The organism is Aquitalea magnusonii, assembly GCF_003202035.1.
GTDB lineage: Bacteria > Pseudomonadota > Gammaproteobacteria > Burkholderiales > Chromobacteriaceae > Aquitalea > Aquitalea magnusonii.
The window spans coordinates 162,676-185,367 of record NZ_QJKC01000004.1 but is presented as its reverse complement, the minus strand read 5'-3'; the positions used below and the strand labels follow the sequence as shown (position 1 = coordinate 185,367).

The following is a 22,692-nucleotide window of genomic DNA, read 5'->3' as shown; positions in this document are numbered from 1 at the left end:
TAACCGAGCGTGCTATTCTACGCGTTCAACCGGCACAGACTCCATGCGAATGACACCGCTGAATCGACCTATTTCCTTGCTGCTGGTGCTGCTGTTGTCAGCCTGCACCACCTTGAAATCCCCCTTGCACAGCAATGCGCCGGCCCCGAGCAATGCGGAAGCGGCTGACGACGAAGCGACAGCCAGCGCCGAGGACACTGCCAATCTGCCCCGGCTGGAGCTGACGCCGCAAATCGTCTATGGCGTACTGGCCAGCGAAATCGCCGCCCAGCGCGGCGCGGCCGGTTCCTCTGCGGTGACCTATCTCGATCTGGCCCGCCAGACCAAAGACCCGCGGCTGGCCCAGCGCGCTGCCGAGTTCGCCCTGTTCTCCGGACAATTGAAAGAAGCCTCCGCTGCGCTGGCCTTGTGGATGGAGCTGGACCCCAGCTCGCAAGTCCCGCGCGAGCAGCTGTTCATCACCATGTTGCGTTCCGGCAAGCTGGCGGAAAGCGAGCCGCTGGTGGAAGACCTGCTCAAGCGCGAGCCGCAGCGTGCCCCCGACATCTTCGTGCAACTGGCGCGGCTGACGGCCCGCCAGTCCGACAAGCAGGCGGCATCGGCGCTGGTCAACCGCCTGGCCAGCCGCTATCCGGAGCTGCCGGAAGCCCGTTTTGCCGTCATCGCCGTGGCGGCAGAGATCAATGACGAAGCCACCATCCAGCGCGAGTTCGACCGGCTGGCGCAGATCGCCCCCAAATGGGATCTGCCGGTAGCCTGGCAAACCGACCGTCTGCGCCGCATCCGGCTGGACCAGGCCATCGATTTCCTGCAGCGCGAACTGCAGCGCCGTCCCGATGCCGGGCTGGAACTGCGCACGGCCTATCCGCGCCTGCTGGTGGGGGCCAAGCGCTTTGTCGAGGCACGCAGTGCCTTTGAAGCCTTGCTCAAGCAGAATCCGGACAATCCGGAACTGCTTTATGCCACCGGTTTGCTGGCCTACCAGTTGCGCGATCTTGACGCAGCCGACCAGCGCCTGAGTGCCGCCCTGCAGCAGAAACACCCGGAAGCCGACTTCATCCGCTTCACCCTGGGCCAGGTGGCAGAAGACCGCCAGGACAAGAGCGCGGCGTATCGCTGGTATGAAAGCGTGGGCAAGGGGCCGCAGTATCTGCCCGCGCAAGCCCGGCTGGCCGCATTGGACGCTGCCGATGGCAAGCTGGACCAGGCGCTGCAGCGACTGGCGCCGCTGGGCGAGGGCGAGCAGGAAAAAGTGCAGGTGGCCATGCAGCAGGCCGAAATGGCACGCAATGCCAAGCGCTACGACCTGTCCTACCGCATTCTGACCCAGGCGCTGGAAAGCTGGCCGCGCTCGCCCGAGCTGCTCTACGACCGCGCACTGGTCTCCGACCAGCTGGGCAATCTAGGCGATGCCGAACGTGACCTGAAGGCCCTGCTCAAGGAAAAGCCGGACGATCCACAGGCGCTCAATGCCCTGGGCTATACCCTGGCCAATCGCAGCAGCCGCCACTTGGAGGCTCTCGCTTATATCGAAAAGGCACTCAAGGCCGACCCGGATAATCCGATGATCCTCGACAGCATGGGATGGGTGCTGTTCAAGCTGGGACGCAACGAAGCCGCCCTGAAATACCTGGAGCGCTCCTACGCCGCCATGCAGGACAGCGAAGTCGCCGCCCATATGGGCGAGGTGATGTGGAGGCTGGGCCGCAAGCAGGAAGCGCTGGGCGTGTGGAACCGTGCGTTGGCGCGCGATCCCGGCAATGAGGCGCTGCAGGACGTCCTCAAGCGTTTCCGTCTGCCATGAAGTGCCCGCTCCTCGTGGCCGTGCTGGCCGGCAGCCTGCTGCTGGCCGGCTGCGCCACGGAAACCGTATTCCGTCCGGCAGGCAGCGCCAGCTCCGCCGTGCAGGACCGGCCGTTTACCGTCAGCGGCCGCATTTCCATCAATATGGATGGCAAGGGCTCGGTCGGCCAGTTCGACTGGTCGCACCAGCCACAAGCCGACCAGCTCTCGGTGAACAGCCCGCTGGGCAGCACGATGGCCCAATTGCGGCGCGATGCCAGCGGCGTCACCCTGCTGGCCGATGGCAAAAGCTGGCAGGCCGCCAATGTCGAGGACCTGACCCACGACGTGCTGGGCTGGACCCTGCCACTGGGCAATCTGGTGTGGTGGATACGCGGCCTGCCTGCGCCGGATGCGCCCTACCAGTTTGCCAGCGATGGCAGCCTCGACCAGCAGGGCTGGACCATACGCTTTGTCAGCGATGCCGACGCGCCAGGCCTCTATCCCAAACGGGTGGAAATGCAGCGTGACAAACTCACCTTGCGTTTGTTGCCGCAAAACTGGCGCTAAGCGCTGATTGTCTTTTCCGCTTAATTCCCGGATGAATTCCCGCATGTCCCCACAATTTCACAGTTACCCCGCGCCGGCCAAACTCAACCTGTTGCTGCACATCGTCGGCAAACGCGCCGATGGCTATCATCTGCTGGAAACGGTCTTCCGCTTCATCGACTACAGCGACACGGTGGAACTGGCGGTGCGCGACGATGGCCGGATTGTCTTGCTCAACCCGATTGAGGGTGTGGCGCCGGAGCAGGACCTGACGGTGCGTGCCGCCCGTTTGCTGCAACAGGCCAGCGGCTGCAGCTTGGGCGCCTCCATCCGTTTGACCAAGCGCATCCCCATGGGCGGTGGTTTGGGCGGTGGCAGCTCCGATGCCGCCACGGTTTTATTGGCGCTCAACCAGCTGTGGCAGACAAATTTCTCCCGTGAAAAATTAATGGAGCTGGGTTTGTCGCTGGGTGCGGACGTTCCGGTGTTCATTTTCGGCAAAAATGCGCTGGCTACCGGGATTGGCGAAAAACTGAATGAAATCAATCTCAAACCAGCCTGGTATGTTGTAATTCATCCCGGGGTACATGTACCAACTGCAGAAATATTTAAAAAATTTGCAGGAAGGGTGTTGACAGAGGAAGGTCGCATCAGCATAATGCGAATCCTCGAAACAACGCAGCAACGACGAAACGAGCTGCAGCAAGTTGTTTCAGAGATGTACCCGGCGGTGAATGAAGTACTGAGCGAGTTGAAAAAATATGGTTCGCCGCTGATGACTGGTTCAGGAGCATGTGTGTTTCTGGAGTGCCAGTCAAAGGAAGAAGCCGATAAAGTTTATCAGGCAATGTCCGTAAAATATAAGGGATTTGTTGCAAAAGGGCTGAATAGCCACCCCTTGCTGGACATTGAATGAAAGTTTATTGGGGAGTCGCCAAGTGGTAAGGCACCGGATTTTGATTCCGGCATTCGTAGGTTCGATCCCTACCTCCCCAGCCAAGACTTTCTCTCAATAGAGAGAGCATGAAAAAAGCGTGTAAGAATCCCTTACACGCTTTTTCTTTATCCTGCTAAGGCAAATGGAATCATGGCGTCATACGACAGTTTGATGGTATTTACCGGGACCGCTAACCCGGAACTCGCTCAAAACGTGGTCAAGCATCTGGATATCTCCCTCGGCCGCGCCGATGTCGGCAAGTTCAGCGATGGCGAAGTCGCTGTTGAACTGCTGGAGAATGTCCGTGGTCGCGACGTGTTCATCCTGCAGTCCACCTGTGCGCCCACCAATGACAACCTGATGGAAATCCTGACCATGGCCGACGCGCTCAAGCGTGCTTCTGCCGGCCGGATTACCGCAGCCATCCCGTATTTTGGCTACGCCCGTCAGGACCGTCGTCCGCGCTCGGCACGCGTACCGATCTCCGCCAAGCTGGTAGCCAACATGCTGACCAGCGCCGGCATCGACCGTGTACTCACCGTCGACCTGCACGCGGACCAGATCCAGGGTTTCTTCGACATCCCGGTGGACAACGTTTACGCCACCCCGGTGCTGCTGAAAGACATCCGTTCCCAGCGCATTGACGACCTGATCGTGGTCAGCCCGGACGTGGGCGGTGTGGTGCGTGCCCGTGCCATGGCCAAGGCCCTGAACACCGACCTCGCCATCATCGACAAGCGTCGTCCCAAGGCCAATGTGGCCGAGGTGATGAACATCATCGGTGATGTATCCGGCCGTACCTGTCTGATCGTGGATGACATGATCGACACCGCCAACACCCTGTGCAAGGCCGCTTCCGCGCTGAAAGAGCGCGGTGCCCAGCGCGTGCTGGCTTACGCCACCCATGCGATTTTCTCCGGCCAGGCCGTGGATCGCATCAAGAATTCCGACATCGACATGGTCGTTGTCACCGACACCATTCCGTTGACTGCACAGGCCCTGGCCTGCCCGAACATCCGGGTTGCCAGCATCGCCGGCCTGCTGGCCGAGACGCTGCGCCGCATCAACAACGAGGAATCGGTGTCCTACCTCTTCAATGAGGAACTGGTTTCGTCGGGCGCTTGCCTGCCGTAACATCAGGCCCGCTGGTCGCGGCGGGGCTGGTGCCTTTAACTTGAAATACTGGAGCTTTACATGGCTTATGAACTGATCGCCGCCAAGCGCGAAGAGATGGGTACTGGTGCGAGCCGCCGCCTGCGTCACGCTGGCAAACTGCCGGCCGTGGTATACGGCAACGGCGCTGCAGAATCCATCGTGCTGGACCACAACACCGTGTTCTACGCACTGAAGGAAGAAGCATTCCACTCCGCCATTCTGGACCTGGTCATCGACGGCCAGAAGCAAGCTGTCATCCTGCGTGACTTCCAGAACCACCCGTACAAACAGCAAGTGATGCACGTTGATTTCCAGCGTGTTGACCTGAGCCAAAAAGTACACGTGAAGATTCAACTGCACTTCGTTAACGCCGACCAATCGGACGCCGTTAAGCTGCAAGGCGCCAAGATCAGCCACATCATCAATGAAGTGGAAGTTCGCGCACTGCCGGGCGACCTGCCGAAGTTCATCGAAGTTGACCTGTCTGCCATCAAGGTAGGCGAAGCCGTACACCTGTCCGACCTGAAACTGCCGGCCGGTGTTGAAATCGCCGCCCTGGTTCGTGGCGAAGACGCAGCCATTGCTCTGGCCAACGCCTAAGCATTAGTGCTTGTTTGACAAGGGCTCGTTGTCAGGCTTTGGCCTGCAGCGGGCCTTTTTACTGGAAAATCCGATCATGTCCGCCATTCGCATGATTGTCGGTCTGGGCAACCCCGGGCCGGAATATGAAAAGACCCGCCATAACGCCGGTTTCTGGCTGCTGGACGAGCTGTGCTGGAAATACAAGGGCAACTGGCGTACCGAGGGCAAGTTCCACGGCGATATTGCCCGCGTGCAGATCGAAGGCCAGGATATCTGGCTGCTCAAGCCGCTGACCTTCATGAACCTGTCCGGCCAGGCCGTGCTGGCGCTGGCGCATTTTTACAAGATACTGCCGGATGAAATCCTGGTGGTGCATGATGAGCTGGACCTGCCGCCCGGCACGGCCCGCCTCAAGCAGGGCGGTGGCCATGGCGGCCACAACGGCCTGAAAGACATTGCCGCGCGCCTGAGTTCCCCGGCGTTCTGGCGCTTGCGTCTGGGCATCGGCCATCCGGGCGACCGCAACGAAGTGGCCAATTTCGTGCTGAAAAAGCCGCGGGCGGAAGAGCAAAGCGCCATTGATGACGCCGTGCTCAAATCGCTGAATCATCTGCCGCTGGCCATTGCCGGCAATATGGCGATGGCCATGAAAGAACTGCATACTGCAGCCAAGTAATGAACCGGGCCGGCGCAAACGGCCCGCCTGATTGTGAACCGATTTCAAGGAATGCTGACATGAGTCTGAAGTGCGGTATTGTTGGCCTGCCCAATGTTGGCAAGTCCACCCTGTTTAATGCGCTGACCAAGGCCGGCATCGAAGCCGCCAACTATCCCTTCTGCACCATCGAGCCCAATGTGGGCATCGTGGAAGTGCCGGACCCGCGTCTGGCCGAACTGGCCAAGATCATCAACCCGCAAAAAATCCAGCCGGCCATCGTCGAATTCGTCGACATCGCCGGCCTGGTGGCGGGTGCGTCCAAGGGTGAAGGCCTGGGCAACCAGTTCCTGGCCAACATCCGCGAAACCGACGCCATCGTCAATGTGGTGCGCTGCTTTGACGACGACAATATCGTGCATGTGGCCGGCAAGGTCGACCCGATTGCCGACATCGAAACCATCGGCACCGAACTGGCGCTGGCCGACCTGTCCTCGGTGGAAAAGGCCATGCAGCGCGAAGGCAAGAAAGCCAAGTCCGGTGACAAGGACGCCCGTGCGCTGATCGCCGTACTGGAAAAGCTGGTGCCGCATCTGGACCAGGGCCAGCCGGTGCGCTCGCTGGACTTGTCCGACGAAGAAAAAGCCATCCTCAAGCCGCTGTGCCTGCTGACCATCAAGCCCGCCATGTACGTGGCCAACGTGGCGGAAGACGGCTTCAGCAACAACCCCTACCTGGACAAGCTGCAAGCGCTGGGCGAGCGCGAAGGCGCACCGGTGGTGGCCCTGTGTGCAGCCATCGAAAGCGAAATCGCTGATCTGGATGACGCCGACAAGGCCGAATTCCTGGCCGAAATGGGCCTGGAAGAGCCGGGTCTGGACCGCCTGATCCGTGCCGGTTACAAGCTGCTGGGCCTGCAGACCTACTTCACCGCCGGGGTGAAGGAAGTGCGCGCCTGGACCATCCACGTCGGCGACACCGCCCCGCAGGCTGCCGGTGTGATCCACACCGACTTCGAACGTGGCTTCATCCGCGCCCAGACCATTGCCTATAACGATTTCGTCACCCTGGGTGGCGAAGCCAAGGCCAAGGAAGCCGGCAAGATGCGCTCGGAAGGCAAGGAATACGTAGTGCAGGATGGTGACGTGATGAACTTCCTGTTCAACGTCTGAGTCAGCAGCGGCCTTGGCCGCTGTTGCATGTGAAACGCCCCTGGATGGTCCATCCCAGGGGCGTTTTGCTTGGCGGGGCGTTCGCCGGCTTGCTGAGGCGGGCTTAACCCTCGGCGCAGCGCATGATGGCGCGGTCGTTGGGCAGGCTCAGGCAGTGTCTGAGGTCGCGCTGCGGGCCGGGCAGGGGGTGGTGGGCCGGGGCCGTTGTGGCTGGCTCGGCCTTGCTGGCCGCCACGGCGGCGGGTATGGGGCTGCTGTTGGCACTGGCTGCTGCCACTTTGGGGGGCTCCGGAGCCACTGGCGGCGCTGGTGCGATGGCCGCAGCGGCGGACGGGGCTGCTGTTACGGATGGGGCTGCTGTTACGGATGGGGCTGCCGTGGCAGGGGGGACGGGGGCCGGCTGAGGCGGTGCGCCGTTCATGCCGCTCATGCCCGCCATGGCGGCCGGCAGCTTGAGCGGCTGGCCATTGGCCTTGATGCCGTTGCTGTCGATTTGCAGGCTGCTGCTGATGAATTTGCCATCATCCTTGATCAGCCCTTGTGCCTGCCATTGCGCCAGCATGACATCGGCGCTTGCCCTGGCCTGGGCGGTTTGTCCGGGGCCGCCGCTACGGGGCAGCAGGCCGTCGAGCAGGCTGCGCTCCAGCGTCATGCCCGCTTGCAGGCTGCTGCGGCGCTGTCCCTGTGCCGCCAGCCAGGGCAGGGTGATGTCGGCCGCTTTGACGCCCGATCCATCAAAAGCGATGGTGAAATTGGCCTTGAAGCTGCCCTGTGGCATGTGGAAGGACAGGCGATCCAGCTTGAAACTGGGGGATTGGGCCAGGAAGGTGCCCATGTATTTGTAGACCAGCGCCATCGACGCCTGCTGCATGGCGGCGGGGTTGGCGCGCAGGTCGGCGCGGTTGTTCAGTGCCAGGGCTTCGCTTTGCCAGGCGGTCAGCGTCTGTTTGTGCAGATTGTTGTAGCTGAAGTCGGCATCGATATTGTCCTGCTGGATGGGCGGCAGTCCGGGGGGTGTCAGCTTGAGGCTGGCCAGGTGGGTGCGATAGCTGACGTCGACATTGCCAGCCTTGTCGCGCACGCTGATCTCCAGATGGGCGGGGCCTAGCTGGGCCAGCGGCAGCGTTCCGCTTTGCAGGCTGGCGCTGTCGAATTGCTGTGTCAGTTGCGAGGCCCACGGTTCTTCCGGCGTGCTGAAGGCGGCCAGGCTGCCATTGAGCTTGAGATTGACCAGGCTCAGCCTGATGTCGCCAGCCGCCGGGACGGTAGCGCGGTAGCTGATATCCGGCAGGGTCAGGTCGTAGCTGACCGGCTGCCCTGCCTGGCTGCGTGCGCTGCCCTTGATGCTGAAGCTGAGGGCGCCGGCCGGGCTGCCCAGAGTGATGTTCTGCCCGGAAAACTGGCTGCTGGTGCTGCCATCGGTGGCGCGGATGGTGTCAATCTGCAGCGGCAGCGGCTGGCCGGGCTGGCCCTGGGCATCCAGCGGGGTGATGGTGGTTTGCGTGCGCGACCAGCGCACGAAAGGCAGCGGAAACTGGTTGATGTGGTAGTCGAGCTGGAAGATTTGCTGCTGGCCGCCCAGCGGCAATTTCAGCTGGGCACGGGCGCTGGAGCTGAACCAGCCGCGATCAAACTGCTGCAGGCTGAGCAAGGATCCCGCGCTGCTGTTGCCCAGCGCGGCAAAGTCGCTGCGCATCTTGTCTTCGCTACGCATGCCGACAATGCCGGGGGCGATGGTGCACCAGCCTGTTACGGCCAGCGCCAGTGCGGCGGCGACTCCGGTGATCAGCTTCATGTTTTCTCCCTGCCGCAGTGGATGCTGGCGGCCTTGTCGGCGTATGCCGACAGACTAACAGGGCTGCTGGCCGACGGCCAGTCTGCCGGCTTGCCGTGCGCTGCATGTGTGGCCCGGCGGGAAAACCCGAGTGTTTTTCTTCGGTATCCAAGGCAGAATGGCGGCTGGCGTGTGGCCGATCTACTGCGGAGCTGTTTTTATGTCGAATTTGTCCCTGCCGCTTCCCTTGCTGGCACTGATTGCTGCGGCCGGTTTGTATGCCGGCATCCAGAACGCGCTGGCCGGCGGTGGTTCCTTCATTACCTTTCCCGCCTTGTTGCTGGCCGGGCTGAACCCGCTGGCGGCCAATATGAGCAGTACCATTGCGCTGTTTCCCAGCCAGATCACCTCGGCGCTGGCCGGGCGCAAGCTGGTGGGCGGCGTGGGACCGGTGCCGTTTCGGCAGCTGTTTGTGGTCAGCCTGATTGGGGGCGTGCTGGGGGCGCTGCTATTGCTGTCGACGCCGGTGAGCATCTTTACCCGGTTGGTGCCATGGCTGGTGCTGTTTGCCACCAGCGTGTTTGCCTGGGGCAGCTTTCGCCGCAAGCCGGTGGTGGCCGCCGATGCCCCCGCGCGTCATCTGTCCACGCCCTTGTTGATGCTGATCCAGGGGGTGATTGCCGTTTATGGCGGTTATTTTGGTGGGGGCATCGGTTTTCTGATGCTGGCGGCGCTGACCATTGCCGGCCAGCAGGTGCGGATGGCCACGGCCACCAAGAATGCATTGGCCATGACCATGAATGCTTCGGCGGTGGTGATTTTTGCCTTTTCGCCGCTGATCAACTGGTCGGCGGTGTTGGCCTTGGGCGCGGGTGGCATTGTCGGTGGCGTGGTGGGTGGCTGGCTGATGCACCGCCTGCCGGAGCGCTTGTTGCGCGGCTTTGTGGTGGTGGTGGGAACCGCACTGACAATATGGCTGTTTGTGCGCTAAACCCGGCGTATGCTGTGACCACTGTAGAAGTTGCTGGCTTGCCGGCGTGAGTATTGATATATTCCGCCTTTGATTAAATTGTTTGTTTAAAATAACTCAGGGTTATTTTGATATGAAAAAAATTCTGCTGGCTACCCTTATCGCCGCCTGCGCTGGCCACGCCCTGGCTGCCGACCTGCTGGATACCGTGAAACAGCGCGGTACGCTGAAAATTGCCGTGGAAGGCACCTACCCGCCCTTTACCTTCAAGGATGCCAATCAACAGCTCACCGGCTTTGATGTGGAAGTGGCCACCGAGGTGGCCAAGCGCCTGAAGGTGAAGCCGGAATTCACCACTGGTGAATGGAGCGGCCTGCTGGCTGGCTTGCAGGCTGGCAAGTTTGACGTGGTGGTGAACCAGGTGGGCATTACCGACAAGCGCAAGGAAACCTTCGATTTTTCCCAGCCTTATACCTATTCCAGCGCCCAGCTGATCGTGCGCAAGAACGAGAGCCGCGTGTTCAAGTCGCTGGATGACCTGAAAGGCAAGAAGGTGGGCGTGGGCCAGGGCAGTAACTATGCCGACATGGTCAAGGCGGTGAATGGCATCGAGGTCAAGGTCTATCCCTCGGCACCGGAGAACCTGCAGGACCTGGCCAGCGGCCGTATCGACGCCGCGCTCAATGACAGCCTGCTGATTCCCTTTGCCATCAAGCAAGCCAAGCTGCCCTTGAAGGCTGGCCATCCGGTGGGTGACATCACCACCATGGGCATTCCGTTTGCCAAGAACAACCCCAAGTTCAAGCAGGCGGTGGACAAGGCACTGAATGACATGAAGGCCGATGGCAGCTTCAAGAAGATTTCGCTGAAGTGGTTTGGTATTGATGTATCCAAGGCGCCGACCGCCGCCAAGTAAGCGGGTCTGGCCCGCTGCGGCCATCGTGTTTTACCGTCAGTACCATTAGAATGGGCTGATTGCTGCGCCCCTGCCGGTCAGGGGCGCAGGTGTTTTTGAATGGGGATGAATACATGGAGTGGGCCGATCTGATAAGGGCCGCCTTGCCGGTCATGCTCAAGGGCGCGTTGTATACCTTGATGTTTGCCGTGGTGTCCATGGTGCTGGGTTTGCTGCTGGGCTTTGTGGTGGCCCTGCTGCGGGTGGGCAAGGTGCCGGTGCTGTCGCAGCTGGTGGCTTTTTACGTCAGTGCCATGCGCGGTACGCCGCTGCTGGTGCAGATTTTCGTGATCTATTATGGCTTGCCGGGCATCGGCATCGAACTGGAACCGGTGCCGGCCGGCATCATCGCCCTGACGCTGAATGTGGCGGCCTATCTGTCGGAAAGCCTGCGCGGCGGCATTGCCGGGGTGGAGCGTGGCCAGTGGGATGCCGGGCTGTCGCTGGGCCTGAGCTGGTGGCAGACCATGCGTTATATCGTGGCACCGCAGGCATTGCGGCTGTCGGTGCCCAGCCTGTCCAATTCGCTGATCAGCCTGATCAAGGACACCTCGCTGGTGTCGGTGATTACCGTGACCGAGCTGATGCTGGCCACCAAGGAAGTGATTGCCCAGACTTTCCAGCCGCTGCCGCTCTATCTGGGTGCGGCGGCCTTGTACTGGATGATGAGTGCCAGCTTCGAGCGGCTGCAAAAGCGGGTGGAGCGCAAGCTGGAGCTGGCGCACCAGCGTTAAGCCACGGCGGGCTGGGGGCTAGGACAGGTATTCGGAAATCTCGATCAGGTTGTGATCGGGGTCGCGCACATACACTGAGTTGATCTTGCCGGTGGCACCGGTACGCAGTACCGGACCTTCGACAATGGCAATCTGCCTGGCTTGTAGTTGCTGGATGACCTCGGCCAGCGGCAGCGCGGCGATCAAGCACAGGTCCAGTGCGCCGGGGGTGGGCAGCTGGGCCTTGGGCTCGAACTCCTTGCCCTGCACATGGATATTGATCTTTTGCCGGCCAAAGCGCAGCGCCAGCCTTTCCACCGCTGGCGTGCCGCCGACGAAGCGCTCCAGCGTCATGCCCAGCGCATCGCAATAAAAGGCGATGCACTCATCCAGGCGGGCGGTGGTCAGTACGATATGGTCAATCGCGGCAATCATGAAGTCTCCTGCGTGTTGGGCGCCCGCCAGGGCCGGCGCCTTGGCAGGCGCGGGCTCAGGCGTGGCGGTACATGGTGTCGATCAGGGCGCGGCAGCGTTCGCTGATTACCTTGCGCCGCAGCTTGAGTGTGGGGGCCAGCTCACCGGCGTCCACGCACCAGGGCTTGTCCAGCAGGGAAAACTTCTTGATGTGCTCCCAGCTGCCGAAGTGCCGGTTGAAGCGTTTCACTTCGCGCTCGATCAGCTCGACGATGCGCGGGTGCAGGCGCATCTCGCTATTGGTAGTGTAAGTGATGCCATGTTCCTGGCACCACTCCTGCAGCCGCTCATACAGCGGCACGATCAGCGCGGCGGCGAATTTCTGCCCGTCGCCCACCACCATGATCTGGTCGATATAGGCCGATTCCTTCAGCTTGTTTTCCAGCAATTGCGGGGCGATGTATTTGCCGTTACTGGTCTTGAACATTTCCTTCTTGCGGTCGGTGATGCGCAGATAACCCTGTTCCAGCACGCCGATATCGCCGGTATGCAGCCAGCCGTCCTGCACGGTTTCCGCGGTGAGTGCCGGCTCCTTGTAATAGCCCACCATGACATTGGGGCCGCGCACCAGGATTTCACCATCATCAGCCAGTTTCAACTCCACGCCCTTGAGCGGAATGCCCACGCTGCCGATGCGCACATCCTTTGCGCTAAAGGGATTGGCGCTGATCACCGGCGCGGTTTCGCTCATGCCATAGCCTTCGGCCACGGCGATGCCGCTGGCCCATAGCAGGCGCGCCAGCCGTGGCTGCAGCGCGGCCGAGCCGACATTCACCCAGCGCAGTTCACCGCCCATGGCCGCGCGCCACTGGCGGTAGACCAGCCGGTCGGCAAGCGCATGTTGCAGCGCAGCCAGGCCGCGTGGCGGCTGGTCGGGCTGGTAGGCTTCGGCGCGGGCGATGGCCCACAGGTAGAGGCGGCGGCGCCAGCCTGACAGATCGCGGGCCTTGCCCACCAGCTTGTCATGCACTTTTTCCAGTACGCGCGGTACCGCGCTGAAGGTATGTGGACGTACTTCCCGCAGGCTGGTGGACAGGCTGTCGACGCTGGCAAAATACACTCCGGTGCCGGTGAACAGGTAGTACAGCACGCCGGCGCGCTCGAAGATATGCGACAACGGCAGAAAACTCAGTGCCCGGCACTGGCCGGCGGGCAGGCGGGTGTGCTCGGCCGTGGCGATGACGGTGCTGAGCACATTGCGGTGCGACAACATCACCCCCTTGGCGCGACCGGTGGTGCCCGAGGTATAGATGATGGTGAATACATCGTCGGCCCGGATGCTGCTGCGCAGCGCAGCCAGCTGGCGCAGATCGCCATGGCGGCCGGCATCGCGCAGCGCGGTCCAGGCGGGCAGCCCGGCCAGCGGGTTCAGTGCGTACAGCGGGCAGCTGCGTCCATCCAGCGCCTGCGCCAGCTTCTTGTGCAGGGCAGCGCTGCCGACAAAGGCCAGCTTGACCTCGGCATGCGCCAGGATATAGCGTGCATCATCCAGCGTGCAGGTGGGGTAGAGCGGTACACTGATGGCCCCGATCTGTTGCAGTGCCAGATCGACAATGGTCCAGGCCGGGCAGTTGTCGGCGGCGATGGCCACCTTGTCGCCGCGTACCATGCCCTGTTGCAGCAGGCCCAGGCTGACGGCATTGACCGCCTCCATCACCTCGCGGCTGCTGAGCGACTGCCACTGCTTGCCGGTTTTGGCAGACAGGCAATCGGCGCGCGGCAGGGTTTCCAGTTGGTGAAAGAGAATGTCAAAAGCGCGTTCTAGCTTCATTCGTACAGCCGTTTGAATCTGAAACGGCGAAAAATAGTCCCAATCGCCGGGGCTGTAAAGAAAATTGCGGCGGATTATTGGGAATGATCAAGAAAATGCCGGCAAGCTGCTGGGTTTTGCCGTGATCATGCTTTTATTCATGCCAGTGGTATGGCCTGCCCGTACCGGCCAGTCCGGCCGCTGGCGGCGGGCTGCCGCAGCATGCAGCAAGGAAAAATCAGGAATACATCATGAAATTTGCCACCAAAACCATCCATTCCGGCCATGACAGCACTCAGCACAGCCGCGCGGTGATGCCGCCGATCTATCAGACATCGGTATTCGAATTTGCCGAAATCGGCGAACAACTGCCCTTTGCCTATGCCCGTACCGGCACCCCCACCCGTGCCGCACTGGAAAGCTGCCTGGCCAGCCTGGAAAACGCCCAGCATGGCCTGGCTTTTGCCAGCGGCATGGCGGCGATCGACGCCGTGCTGCGCGCCACGCTGAAGCCGGGCGATGAAGTCATTGCCGTGGCCGACCTCTACGGCGGCGCCTACCGCCTGCTGACCAAGGTGATGGCGCCGGCCGGCATCACCGTGACCTTTGCCGACCTCACCGACCCCGCCAATCTGGCCGCCATCATCAGCCCTCGCACCAAGTTGCTGTGGCTGGAATCGCCCACCAACCCCTTGCTGAACCTGGTGGATATCCGCGCGCTGTCGGCGATTGCCCACCAGCATGGCTGCAAGGTGGCGGTGGACAGCACCTTTGCCACGCCTTATCTGCAAAACCCGCTGGACCTGGGGGCCGATATCGTGGTGCATTCCGCCACCAAATACCTGGGTGGCCACTCTGACGTACTGCTGGGGCTGGTGGCGGTGAATGAGCAGCAGCTGTTTACCGACATCAAGTTCATCCAGAACTCGGCCGGTGGCGTGCCGGGGCCGCAGGATTGCTTCCTCACCCTGCGCGGCATCAAGACCCTGCACCTGCGCATGGAACGCCACTGCGACAATGCCGAACAAGTGGCGGCCTTCCTGCGTGACCATCCCAAGGTGGAAAAGGTGTTCTTCCCCGGCTTTGCCGACCATCCCGGCCACGACATCGCCAAGCAGCAAATGCGCCGGTTTGGCGGCATCATCACTATCTGGCTGAAACAAGACAGCCGTGCCGAAGCCAGCCGCATCGCCAGCAAGCTGCAGCTGTTTGCCCTGGCCGAATCACTGGGCGGGGTGGAGTCGCTGGTCAACCACAGCTACACCATGTCGCACGGCGGCATGCCGCCGGAACAGAAGGCTGCGCTGGGCATCCGCGAGGGCGGGCTGCGGCTGTCCATCGGTGTGGAAGATATCGAGGACATCCTGGCTGATCTGGCACAGGCACTGGCAGATTAAGCCGTCATGACTTGAAACGGGCTGCGCAACAAGCCGTGTCTGGCTTGTTGTGGCGGCCCTGATGCGGTAAATTACCTGAGTAAATTACTAAGGTATTGCTCATGACCGCCCCCGCCGCAGAAAAATTCACCACCCAGCCCATCCTCTCCTTACACCACTGGAACGACAAGCTGCTCAGCTTCCGCCTGGCCCGCCCACCATCCTGGCGCTTCACCCCCGGCCAGTTTGCCCGGCTGGGCCTGCCGCTGGAAAACGGTGGCATGGTGTGGCGCGCCTATTCCATGACCTCCGCCAGCTGGGACGAGCATCTGGAGTTTTTCTCCATCGTGGTGCCGGACGGCCTGTTTACCTCGCGCCTGGCCCGCTTGCAGGCCGGCGCTGCAGTGCTGCTGGACAACAAGGCCAATGGCTTTTTCACCGTGGACCGCCTGCCCGATGGCGAAGACCTGTGGCTGCTGGCCACCGGTACCGGCCTGGCACCCTATCTGTCCATCCTGCAGCAGCCGGAAGTGTGGCAGCGCTTTGCCCATATCGTGCTGGTGCATTGCGTGCGTGAAGCCGGCGAACTGGCCTATCGCGAGGAAATCGCTGCCTTGCGTCAGCACCCCTTGTGGGCGGAGTGGGGCGAGCGGCTGCAGTATCTGCCGGTGGTGACGCGTCAGGCCGAGCCCGGCATGTTGCAGCAGCGCATTCCGGCCTTGCTGGCCAGTGGCGAACTGGCTGATGCGGCTGGCCTGCCGCTGACCGTGGAGCGCTCGCGCTTCATGATTTGTGGCAATCCGGCCATGGTGGAAGACACCCACCGCCAGCTGATGAAAATGGGCTTTCGCCTGAGCCGGCTGAGCGCGCCGGGCCATCTGGTGCTGGAGAACGGCTGGTAAGCATGGGGCTGGCTAATGGCCGGCCTTGACTTTGTTTAACATATTAATAATATGGAGCAAGGTCAGTCGTGGGCTATTCCCGCGTCTGGCAAGGCCGAGCGGTGATGACACCGCCGGCTGTACGGCCCCGCGCAAGAGGGCCACCCGGAGGAGAAACCATGCACACCATTACCCACCGCGCCGGTCGGCCTGCGTGGCCGCCTGCCATGTGTCGTCCAGTATCTTGCCTGCCGTCAGCCGGGAGCCGCCGATGACCGCCCGCGTGCTGGCGGATGTCAGCATTTCCACCCGTGCAGTCAGCCGCAGCGAACGGGTGGATTTCTGGCGCGAACAAGTAGGACGGCTGCTGATTGATGTGGAGTGCCAGCGCCCGCCAGAGCAGGAGCTGGACGCCAGCCTGCGTTACCAGGACTTCGGCCTGTTCCGCATGGCCACCATCCAGGCCAATGCCCATGCCGTGGCACGCAGCGGCCACAGCATCCGCCATGATGGCCGCGACAGTATCTTTGCCTGTCTGATGCTGCAGGGGCGAGGCTTCAGCCATCAGGGTGTGGACTGCGCGCTGCATGTACCGGGTGATGTGGTGCTGTATGACACCGCCCAGCCCTATGGCCATGGTTTTCCCGAGCAGATGGCCATGGCGGTGCTGGACATTCCGCGCCAGCTGTTCGAGCAGCAGGTCGGCGGCTGGCCGGGGAAGGGGCTGGTCAAGATCGACCACAGTGTCGGTATTGCTGGCTGGGGGCCGCAGGTAGTACGGCAGCTGCTGGCCGAAGGCGTGCCGGCAGCGCTTGCCGCGCGCGCGCATCAGGCCAGCCAGTTGCTGGAGTGGCTGCATTCCTTGTGGGCGGTGCAGTGCGGTCAGGCGCTGGCCGGCAAATCCACCCTGTGCAGTTTGTGGCGTGCCAAGGCTTATATCGAGCAGCACCTGACCGAAGATGAGCTGGACGGCGAGCGCATCAGCCGCGCGCTGGGGCTGTCTGCCCGCCAGTTGGCGCGCATTTTCGAGCAGGAGGGCCTGTCGGTCAGCCGCTATCTGTGGGGGAGGCGGCTGGAGCGCTGCCGCATCGATCTGCAAGACCCGGCGCTGCGCCACCTGTCGGTGAGCGAGCTGGCTTTCCGCTGGGGTTTCAATCACATCGCCCATTTCTGCCGCAGCTACAAACAGCGCTTTGGCGAAACGCCCAGCCATACCCGCCGGCAAGGTCGCAGCCAGCCCGGCGGGCGTAAGTGCTAGAGGGCAGTTCGCTGTGGGCCAAGCTGGTGCTGCCCTTCTGATTGTTTCAGCTTAACCAGCAGCAGCCCCTTGCCTTGCGGCAGCGGGCTTTTCGCTTGGGGGCAGGGCTCAGGCTTGCAGGATGAAGTCGGCGCAGCGTTCGGCAATCATGATGACCGGCGCATTGGTATTGCCGGAAATGATGCTGGGCATGATGGAGGCATCGCAGATGCGCAGCCCTTCCACGCCATTGACCTGCAGCTGCGGATTGACCACGGCAGCGGCATCGCTGCCCATGCGACACGTGCCCACCGGGTGGTAGACGGTTTTGGCATGGCTGCGGATGTGCTCGATCAGCAGCGCATCACTGGCCTCTGCGGCGGGCGAGGGCAGCAGCTCGCCGCTGATCACCTGCTGTAGCGAAGGGGCCCGCAGAATGCGCCGCGCCAGCTTGACCCCGCGTAGCAGGCCAGCCACATCGTCCTCATGGCTGAGCGCACCGCTGACAAAGCGCAGCGGGGCGCGGGCATCGGCACTGTTCAGGCTGACCGAGCCGCGTGATTTCGGCCGTAGCAGGCAGGGGTTGATCGAGATGCCGTGGCCGGGCAGTGGCGCCCGTTCCACATCGCCCACCAGCACCGGCAGCACGTGAAACTGGATATCCGGCCGAGTGCCGCCGTCGGTGCAGGCAAAGCCGCCGCTTTCCACCACATTGGAGGTGAGCAGGCCCGTACGCAGCAATTGCCACTGCAAGCCGTTGCGCAAGGCCTTGAAACCGCGCTCCTGCCCCAGCAGGCTGATCGGCTCGCGGCAGCGGCCATACACCGATACCTCCAGGTGATCCTGATAATTCTGGCCAACTTCCGGCGCATTCTGTACGACCTCAATGCCTTGTTGGCGCAGCTGTGCCGCCGGGCCCACGCCGGACAGCAGCAAAATCTTGGGGGTGGACAGCGCACCGGCGCACAGAATGACTTCGGCTTCGGCATGGGCCTGCTGCTGCTGGCCATCAGTAGTACGCCACTGCACGCCGATGGCACGCTTGCCCTGCCATAACAGCTTTTCCACATAGCAGCCGGTGCGTACTTCCAGATTGTCACGCTGCCTTACCGCTGCCAGATAGGTGGCGGCGGTGCTGCCACGCTGGCCATTGAAGGTGGTGGTATGAAAAAAACCGCTGCCTTGCTGCACTGGGCCGTTGAAATCATCGTTATAAGGCAGGTCGCACTCTTGCGCCGCCTTGACGAAGGCCAGGCTCAGCGGGTGGCGATAGCGGGTATCGCTGACGTGCAGTGGCCCGGCTGTGCCGTGGTAGGGGCCGGACAGCCGCATGTGGTTTTCGGCTTTCTTGAACGCCGGCAACACCTGCTCCCATTCCCAGCCCGTGCAGCCCTGGGCCGCCCAGTCGTCGTAGTCGGCAGCGGTGCCGCGGATATACACCATGGCGTTGATTGAGCTGCCGCCACCCAGGGTGCGGCCTTGCGGTACATGCAGGCGGCGGCCGGCGGCACTGGCCTGTGGTTCGCTGTGATAGATCACGCTGCGCTTGCTGCCGATGACCTTGATGAAGGTGGCCGGCATGTGAATGAAGGGGCTGTTGTCGGGCGGGCCGTCCTCCAGCAGCAGTACCCGCTTGCCGGCTTCCACCAAGCGGCAGCTGATGGTGCAGCCCGCCGAGCCGCCACCCACCACGATGTAGTCATAATGTTGCATTGCCTTCTCCTTGTTCTGCTGCGCCCGTAGCGGGCGGGACTTCAGCTTACGGGCTGGGGAAAAGGCAAGTTGACTGTCACGGCCATCGGTTTTGACCGGGCCTGCCAGCGCGTGGAATCATGCCAGGCGTGCAGGGTGAGGTGATGCGCGCTATGCCTTGGCCTACCGGGGCAGGCCGGGGGGCGCAAGGCTGCCGCCGGTTTTTGTTAGCGGCATCAATAATTGGCAACTATCTTTAAACAGACTGTCGGCATCGCCGAGCAGCGGTACGCCAGCGCGAAGGTGAGAGCGCGCTGACGGCCAATAACAAAATGGGTGGAAACCAGCGGATGTCTTTACCAGAACAAGGCGCCATCGCCGGCGAGCTGCAGGCGGCGCTGCACGATTCGCCCGTGCTGTTGGCCCTGTTTGATCGCCATGACCGGTTGCGTTATGCCAATGCGGCGTTTTGTCAGGCTTATGATGTGGCGCCGCACGAAACGCTCAGCTGGTCCGAGCTGATGCGGCGCAATTATCAGCGCTGCATTGGTGCGCTGATCTATACCCATGATTTCGAAGCCTGGCTGGTGTCGGCCCGTTCGCGTCGTGGCAAGCAGGTTTATCGTGCCTTCGAGGCCGACCTGACCGATGGTCGCTGGATATGGATGACCGAGGCCATGCAGCCGGATGGCAGCATGTTGTGCGTGGCCACCGACATGAGCGAACTCAAGGTGTCCGAGCGCGAATTGCGCCAGGCACGCGACCTGGCCCAGCGCGCGGCACAGACCGATCCGCTGACCAGCATCTGCAATCGCTCCGCCATCATGCAGCAGTTTGCCCGCTTGCTGGCACGGGCCGCGGCTAACGGCTTGCCACTGGCGGTGGCGATTATCGATCTCGATCATTTCAAGCAGATCAACGACCGCCTGGGTCATCCGGCCGGAGACCGCGTCATCATCGACTTTGTGCAGCGCATCCAGCCCATGTTGCGGCCGCACGACGGTTTTGGCCGGCTGGGCGGCGAGGAGTTTCTGTTGCTGCTGCCTGGCTACAGCCAGTCCGAGGCCGAGCTGTCCTTGCACGCCATGCTGGCCGCGGTGGCGGCGTCGCGACCGCTGCCCGAGCTGCCGGGTTTCGGCTATAGCTGCTCGGCCGGGCTGGCCATGTGGCGGGCCGGTGATGATCTGGCCCAGCTGTATGCGCGTGCCGATGTGGCGCTGTACCAGGCCAAGGCCAGCGGCCGCAATACCCTGTGCCGTCATTGAGGCGCCGCAGACCCGGGCCAGAAAAAAGCCGCAGGACAGTGCCTGCGGCTTTTTGCATGGTGCAAGGTGGGCGCCTTACTTGACGCAATCCACGCAGTACACCTTGCGGCCTTCCACTTCGGTAGCCACCAGGCCGTGCACGTCGGTTTCGAAGCCCGGCAGTTCGCGGTTGAAAGCCTGGGCAAAGCGCAGGTAGTCAACAATGGTCTTGTTGAAACGTTCGCCCGGAATCAGCAGCGGAATGCCCGGCGGATACGGGGTCAGCAGCACGGCGGTGACGCGGCCTTCCAGCTGGTCGACCGGCACGCGTTCGATCTCGCGGTGGGCCATCTTGGCGAAAGCATCGGACGGACGCATGGCCGGCTCCATCTCGGACAGATAGATCTCGGTGGTCAGGCGGGCGATGTCGTGCTTGGTGTACAGCGCATGGATGCGCTGGCACAGGTCCTGCAGACCCACGCGTTCGTACTGCGGGTAGCGCGCGACAAAGTCCGGCATGGCGCGCCACAGCGGCTGGTTCTTGTCGAAGTCGTCCTTGAACTGCTGCAGCAACGAAATCAGCGTGTTCCAGCGGCCCTTGGTGATGCCGATGGTGAACATGATGAAGAAGCTGTAGAGGCCGGTTTTTTCCACCACCACACCGTGTTCGGTCAGGTATTTGGTGACGATGGCGGCCGGAATGCCCATCTCTTCGAAGCTGCCGTCCACATCCAGGCCCGGCGTCAGCACGGTGGCCTTGATCGGGTCCAGCAGGTTGAAGCCTTCTTCGATGCCGGCAAAACCATGCCAGTGCGCGCCGGGTTTCAGTTCCCAGTCCACCGGGTCGCAGATGCCGTCGTCGGACAACTCCTCCGGGCCCCATACGCTGAACCACCAGTCGTTGCCGTATTCCTCGTCCACCTTGCGCATGGCGCGGCGGAAGTCCAGGGCCTCCACCAGCGATTCTTCCACCAGTGCCTGGCCGCCCGGCTGTTCCATCATGGCGGCTGCCACGTCGCAGCTGGCAATAATGGAATATTGCGGGCTGGTGGAGGTGTGCATCAGATAGGCCTCGTTAAACCAGGCGGTATCCAGCTGACGGTTTTGCGGGTCCTGCACCAGAATCTGCGAAGCCTGGCTGATGCCGGCCAGCAGCTTGTGGGTGGACTGGGTGGAGAAGATCAGGCTGTCCTTGCAACGCGGACGGCCTTCACCAATGGCGTGGAAGTCGCCATAGAAATCGTGGAAGCTGGCATGCGGCAGCCAGGCTTCGTCAAAGTGCAGGGTGTCCACTTCGCCATCCAGCAGGCCCTTGATCTCTTCCACGTTGTACAGGATGCCATCGTAGGTGGACTGGGTGATGGTGAGGATGCGCGGCTTGAGCTTGGGGTTCTTTTCCAGCGCTTCGCGGGCAAAGGGGTTGGCCAGAATCTTTTTCTTGATGCTGTCCAGCTGGAATTCCGACTTCGGAATCGGGCCGATGATGCCGTAGTGGTTGCGCGTGGGCATCAGGAAGACCGGAATGGCACCGGTCATCATGATGGCGTGCAGATTGGACTTGTGGCAGTTGCGGTCCACCAGCACGATGTCGCCGGCCGCCACGCAGCTGTGCCACACAATCTTGTTGGATGTGGAGGTGCCGTTGGTGACGAAGAACAGGTGGTCGGCATTGAAGATGCGTGCGGCATTGCGTTCCGACGCGGCAATCGGGCCGGTGTGGTCCAGCAGCTGGCCCAGTTCGTCCACCGCATTGCATACGTCGGCGCGCAGCATGTTTTCACCAAAGAACTGGTGGAACATCTGGCCTACCGGGCTCTTCAGGAAGGCCACACCACCGGAGTGACCGGGGCAGTGCCAGGAGTAGGAGCCATCGTGGGCGTAGTCCACCAGCGCGCGGAAAAACGGCGGGGCCAGGCTGTCCAGATAGCTCTTGGATTCGCGGATGATATGGCGCGCCACGAATTCCGGCGTGTCCTCATGCATGTGGATGAAGCCATGCAGCTCGCGCAGGATGTCATTGGGAATATGGCGCGCAGTACGGGTTTCGCCGTACAGGTAGACCGGGATGTCCGGGTTGCGGCGGCGGATTTCCGCCACAAAGCTGTACAACTGGCCCAGGGCGTTTTCCGAGGCGTCGTCGGTCTGGAATTCCTCGTCGTCGATGGACAGGATGAAACCGGCTGCCCGGCTTTGCTGCTGGGCAAAGGAGGTGAGGTCACCATAGCTGGTGTAACCGATCACGCTCATGCCTTCGGCCTCCATGGCCGCTGCCAGTTCGCGGATGCCGGAGCCGCTGGTGTTTTCCGAGCGGAAGTCCTCGTCGATGATGACGATGGGAAAATGAAAACGCATACCTGAGTCCTTGTCGGTCAAAACTCGGACACCACAGCCGGGGATGGCCATTCAGGAAGGCAGCCTTTGCCATGGGCAAGAGCAATACCGTGCACCTGTAACGCCTGTCGGCCCGCAGCTTGCTGCAGTGTCACTCGGTGCGCGTTGGGGCGCAGTCGCCGGTGGGCGAGGCTGGCCTTGAGGCGCGTAAATGTTACTGGGCGCGCACGAAAACCGGGGTGCATCCTGCAGGCTGACGTGGTGTGGCCGCAGACCCCCGGCTTTCTTAGGGAGCAGCCAAATGGTGCGTCCTTCACGTCGGCCGGCTTGGAGAACATCCCAAGAAAGCGCGCATTGTAGACCTTTTACCGTGCTTGTGTTGCAAGGCAATATCAGGGAGTGAAAATATTCTGCAGGTTTGATCAAATATCCGGTTGAAAGCCTTGTCTGGCAAGGGTTTCAG

Annotated in this window: 19 protein-coding genes and 1 tRNA gene; 15 read left to right on the top strand and 5 right to left on the bottom strand. The window is 62.0% G+C overall.

The window, feature by feature from the left end:
- Positions 1 to 49 precede the first annotated feature (49 nt).
- The 8 genes from DFR38_RS06030 (at position 50) to ychF (ending at position 6,832) form a co-directional block, all read left to right on the top strand.
- Positions 50 to 1,804, top strand: a complete 1,755-nt coding sequence (locus DFR38_RS06030; RefSeq protein ID WP_239688679.1) for a tetratricopeptide repeat protein — start codon at positions 50 to 52, stop codon at positions 1,802 to 1,804.
- Positions 1,801 to 2,352: a lipoprotein insertase outer membrane protein LolB gene (lolB, locus tag DFR38_RS06025; protein WP_110313133.1), complete on the top strand. Its 552-nt coding sequence runs from the start codon at positions 1,801 to 1,803 to the stop codon at positions 2,350 to 2,352. Before DFR38_RS06030 ends, lolB begins: the two co-directional genes overlap by 4 nt.
- Before the next feature lie 43 nt (positions 2,353 to 2,395).
- Entirely contained in the window at positions 2,396 to 3,247 is an 852-nt protein-coding gene (gene ispE, locus DFR38_RS06020; protein ID WP_059286221.1) for a 4-(cytidine 5'-diphospho)-2-C-methyl-D-erythritol kinase, read from the top strand.
- 8 nt (positions 3,248 to 3,255) lie between these two features.
- A tRNA-Gln gene (locus DFR38_RS06015) sits at positions 3,256 to 3,330 on the top strand.
- Between the two features lie 88 nt (positions 3,331 to 3,418).
- Positions 3,419 to 4,402: a ribose-phosphate pyrophosphokinase gene (locus tag DFR38_RS06010; RefSeq protein WP_045846690.1), complete on the top strand. Its 984-nt coding sequence runs from the start codon at positions 3,419 to 3,421 to the stop codon at positions 4,400 to 4,402.
- A 60-nt stretch (positions 4,403 to 4,462) separates the two neighbouring features.
- Complete coding sequence (locus tag DFR38_RS06005; RefSeq protein ID WP_059286218.1) at positions 4,463 to 5,023, top strand: 50S ribosomal protein L25/general stress protein Ctc; 561 nt, start codon at positions 4,463 to 4,465, stop codon at positions 5,021 to 5,023.
- Between the two features lie 73 nt (positions 5,024 to 5,096).
- Positions 5,097 to 5,681, top strand: a complete 585-nt coding sequence (gene pth / locus DFR38_RS06000; protein ID WP_199052543.1) for an aminoacyl-tRNA hydrolase — start codon at positions 5,097 to 5,099, stop codon at positions 5,679 to 5,681.
- Positions 5,682 to 5,740: 59 nt separating this feature from the next.
- Positions 5,741 to 6,832, top strand: coding sequence for a redox-regulated ATPase YchF (gene ychF, locus DFR38_RS05995; protein ID WP_059286219.1), 1,092 nt, complete (start codon positions 5,741 to 5,743; stop codon positions 6,830 to 6,832).
- Between the two features lie 103 nt (positions 6,833 to 6,935).
- Here ychF and DFR38_RS05990 read toward each other — a convergent pair whose 3' ends face one another.
- Complete coding sequence (locus DFR38_RS05990; RefSeq protein WP_110313132.1) at positions 6,936 to 8,627, bottom strand: DUF945 family protein; 1,692 nt, start codon at positions 8,625 to 8,627, stop codon at positions 6,936 to 6,938.
- Positions 8,628 to 8,826: 199 nt separating this feature from the next.
- On the opposite strand from DFR38_RS05990, the gene DFR38_RS05985 reads away from it, so the two are divergent.
- The 3 genes from DFR38_RS05985 to DFR38_RS05975 all read left to right on the top strand — a co-directional run bounded on the left by DFR38_RS05985 (position 8,827) and on the right by DFR38_RS05975 (position 11,265).
- Complete coding sequence (locus DFR38_RS05985) at positions 8,827 to 9,597, top strand: sulfite exporter TauE/SafE family protein (RefSeq protein WP_059287395.1); 771 nt, start codon at positions 8,827 to 8,829, stop codon at positions 9,595 to 9,597.
- Between the two features lie 112 nt (positions 9,598 to 9,709).
- Positions 9,710 to 10,492, top strand: a complete 783-nt coding sequence (locus DFR38_RS05980) for a transporter substrate-binding domain-containing protein (protein ID WP_059287396.1) — start codon at positions 9,710 to 9,712, stop codon at positions 10,490 to 10,492.
- 113 nt (positions 10,493 to 10,605) lie between these two features.
- Positions 10,606 to 11,265 carry an amino acid ABC transporter permease gene (locus DFR38_RS05975; protein WP_059287398.1) on the top strand — a complete coding sequence of 220 codons (660 nt, stop codon included), beginning with the start codon at positions 10,606 to 10,608 and terminating at the stop codon, positions 11,263 to 11,265.
- An 18-nt stretch (positions 11,266 to 11,283) separates the two neighbouring features.
- Here DFR38_RS05975 and DFR38_RS05970 read toward each other — a convergent pair whose 3' ends face one another.
- Together DFR38_RS05970 and DFR38_RS05965 are read right to left on the bottom strand one after the other, a co-directional pair.
- Entirely contained in the window at positions 11,284 to 11,679 is a 396-nt protein-coding gene (locus DFR38_RS05970) for a VOC family protein (protein WP_059287397.1), read from the bottom strand.
- 55 nt (positions 11,680 to 11,734) lie between these two features.
- The gene (locus DFR38_RS05965; protein WP_110313131.1) at positions 11,735 to 13,489 is read right to left on the bottom strand and encodes an AMP-dependent synthetase/ligase; all 1,755 of its coding nucleotides are present in this window, start codon (positions 13,487 to 13,489) and stop codon (positions 11,735 to 11,737) included.
- Positions 13,490 to 13,719: 230 nt separating this feature from the next.
- On the opposite strand from DFR38_RS05965, the gene DFR38_RS05960 reads away from it, so the two are divergent.
- The 3 genes from DFR38_RS05960 (at position 13,720) to DFR38_RS05950 (ending at position 16,983) form a co-directional block, all read left to right on the top strand.
- Positions 13,720 to 14,865, top strand: coding sequence for a trans-sulfuration enzyme family protein (locus DFR38_RS05960; protein WP_110313130.1), 1,146 nt, complete (start codon positions 13,720 to 13,722; stop codon positions 14,863 to 14,865).
- A gap of 101 nt (positions 14,866 to 14,966) precedes the next feature.
- Entirely contained in the window at positions 14,967 to 15,746 is a 780-nt protein-coding gene (locus DFR38_RS05955) for a ferredoxin--NADP reductase (RefSeq protein ID WP_059286511.1), read from the top strand.
- 250 nt (positions 15,747 to 15,996) lie between these two features.
- On the top strand, positions 15,997 to 16,983 hold the full coding sequence (locus DFR38_RS05950) for a helix-turn-helix domain-containing protein (RefSeq protein WP_059286510.1): 987 nt from the start codon (positions 15,997 to 15,999) through the stop codon (positions 16,981 to 16,983).
- Between the two features lie 108 nt (positions 16,984 to 17,091).
- Here DFR38_RS05950 and DFR38_RS05945 read toward each other — a convergent pair whose 3' ends face one another.
- Complete coding sequence (locus DFR38_RS05945) at positions 17,092 to 18,675, bottom strand: GMC family oxidoreductase (protein WP_059286509.1); 1,584 nt, start codon at positions 18,673 to 18,675, stop codon at positions 17,092 to 17,094.
- 329 nt (positions 18,676 to 19,004) lie between these two features.
- Here DFR38_RS05945 and DFR38_RS05940 point away from each other — a divergent pair, with 329 nt between their 5' ends.
- Positions 19,005 to 19,919, top strand: a complete 915-nt coding sequence (locus DFR38_RS05940; protein ID WP_059286508.1) for a GGDEF domain-containing protein — start codon at positions 19,005 to 19,007, stop codon at positions 19,917 to 19,919.
- 75 nt (positions 19,920 to 19,994) lie between these two features.
- Here DFR38_RS05940 and DFR38_RS05935 read toward each other — a convergent pair whose 3' ends face one another.
- Complete coding sequence (locus tag DFR38_RS05935) at positions 19,995 to 22,250, bottom strand: arginine/lysine/ornithine decarboxylase (RefSeq protein WP_059286507.1); 2,256 nt, start codon at positions 22,248 to 22,250, stop codon at positions 19,995 to 19,997.
- Between the last annotated feature and the right edge of the window lie 442 nt (positions 22,251 to 22,692).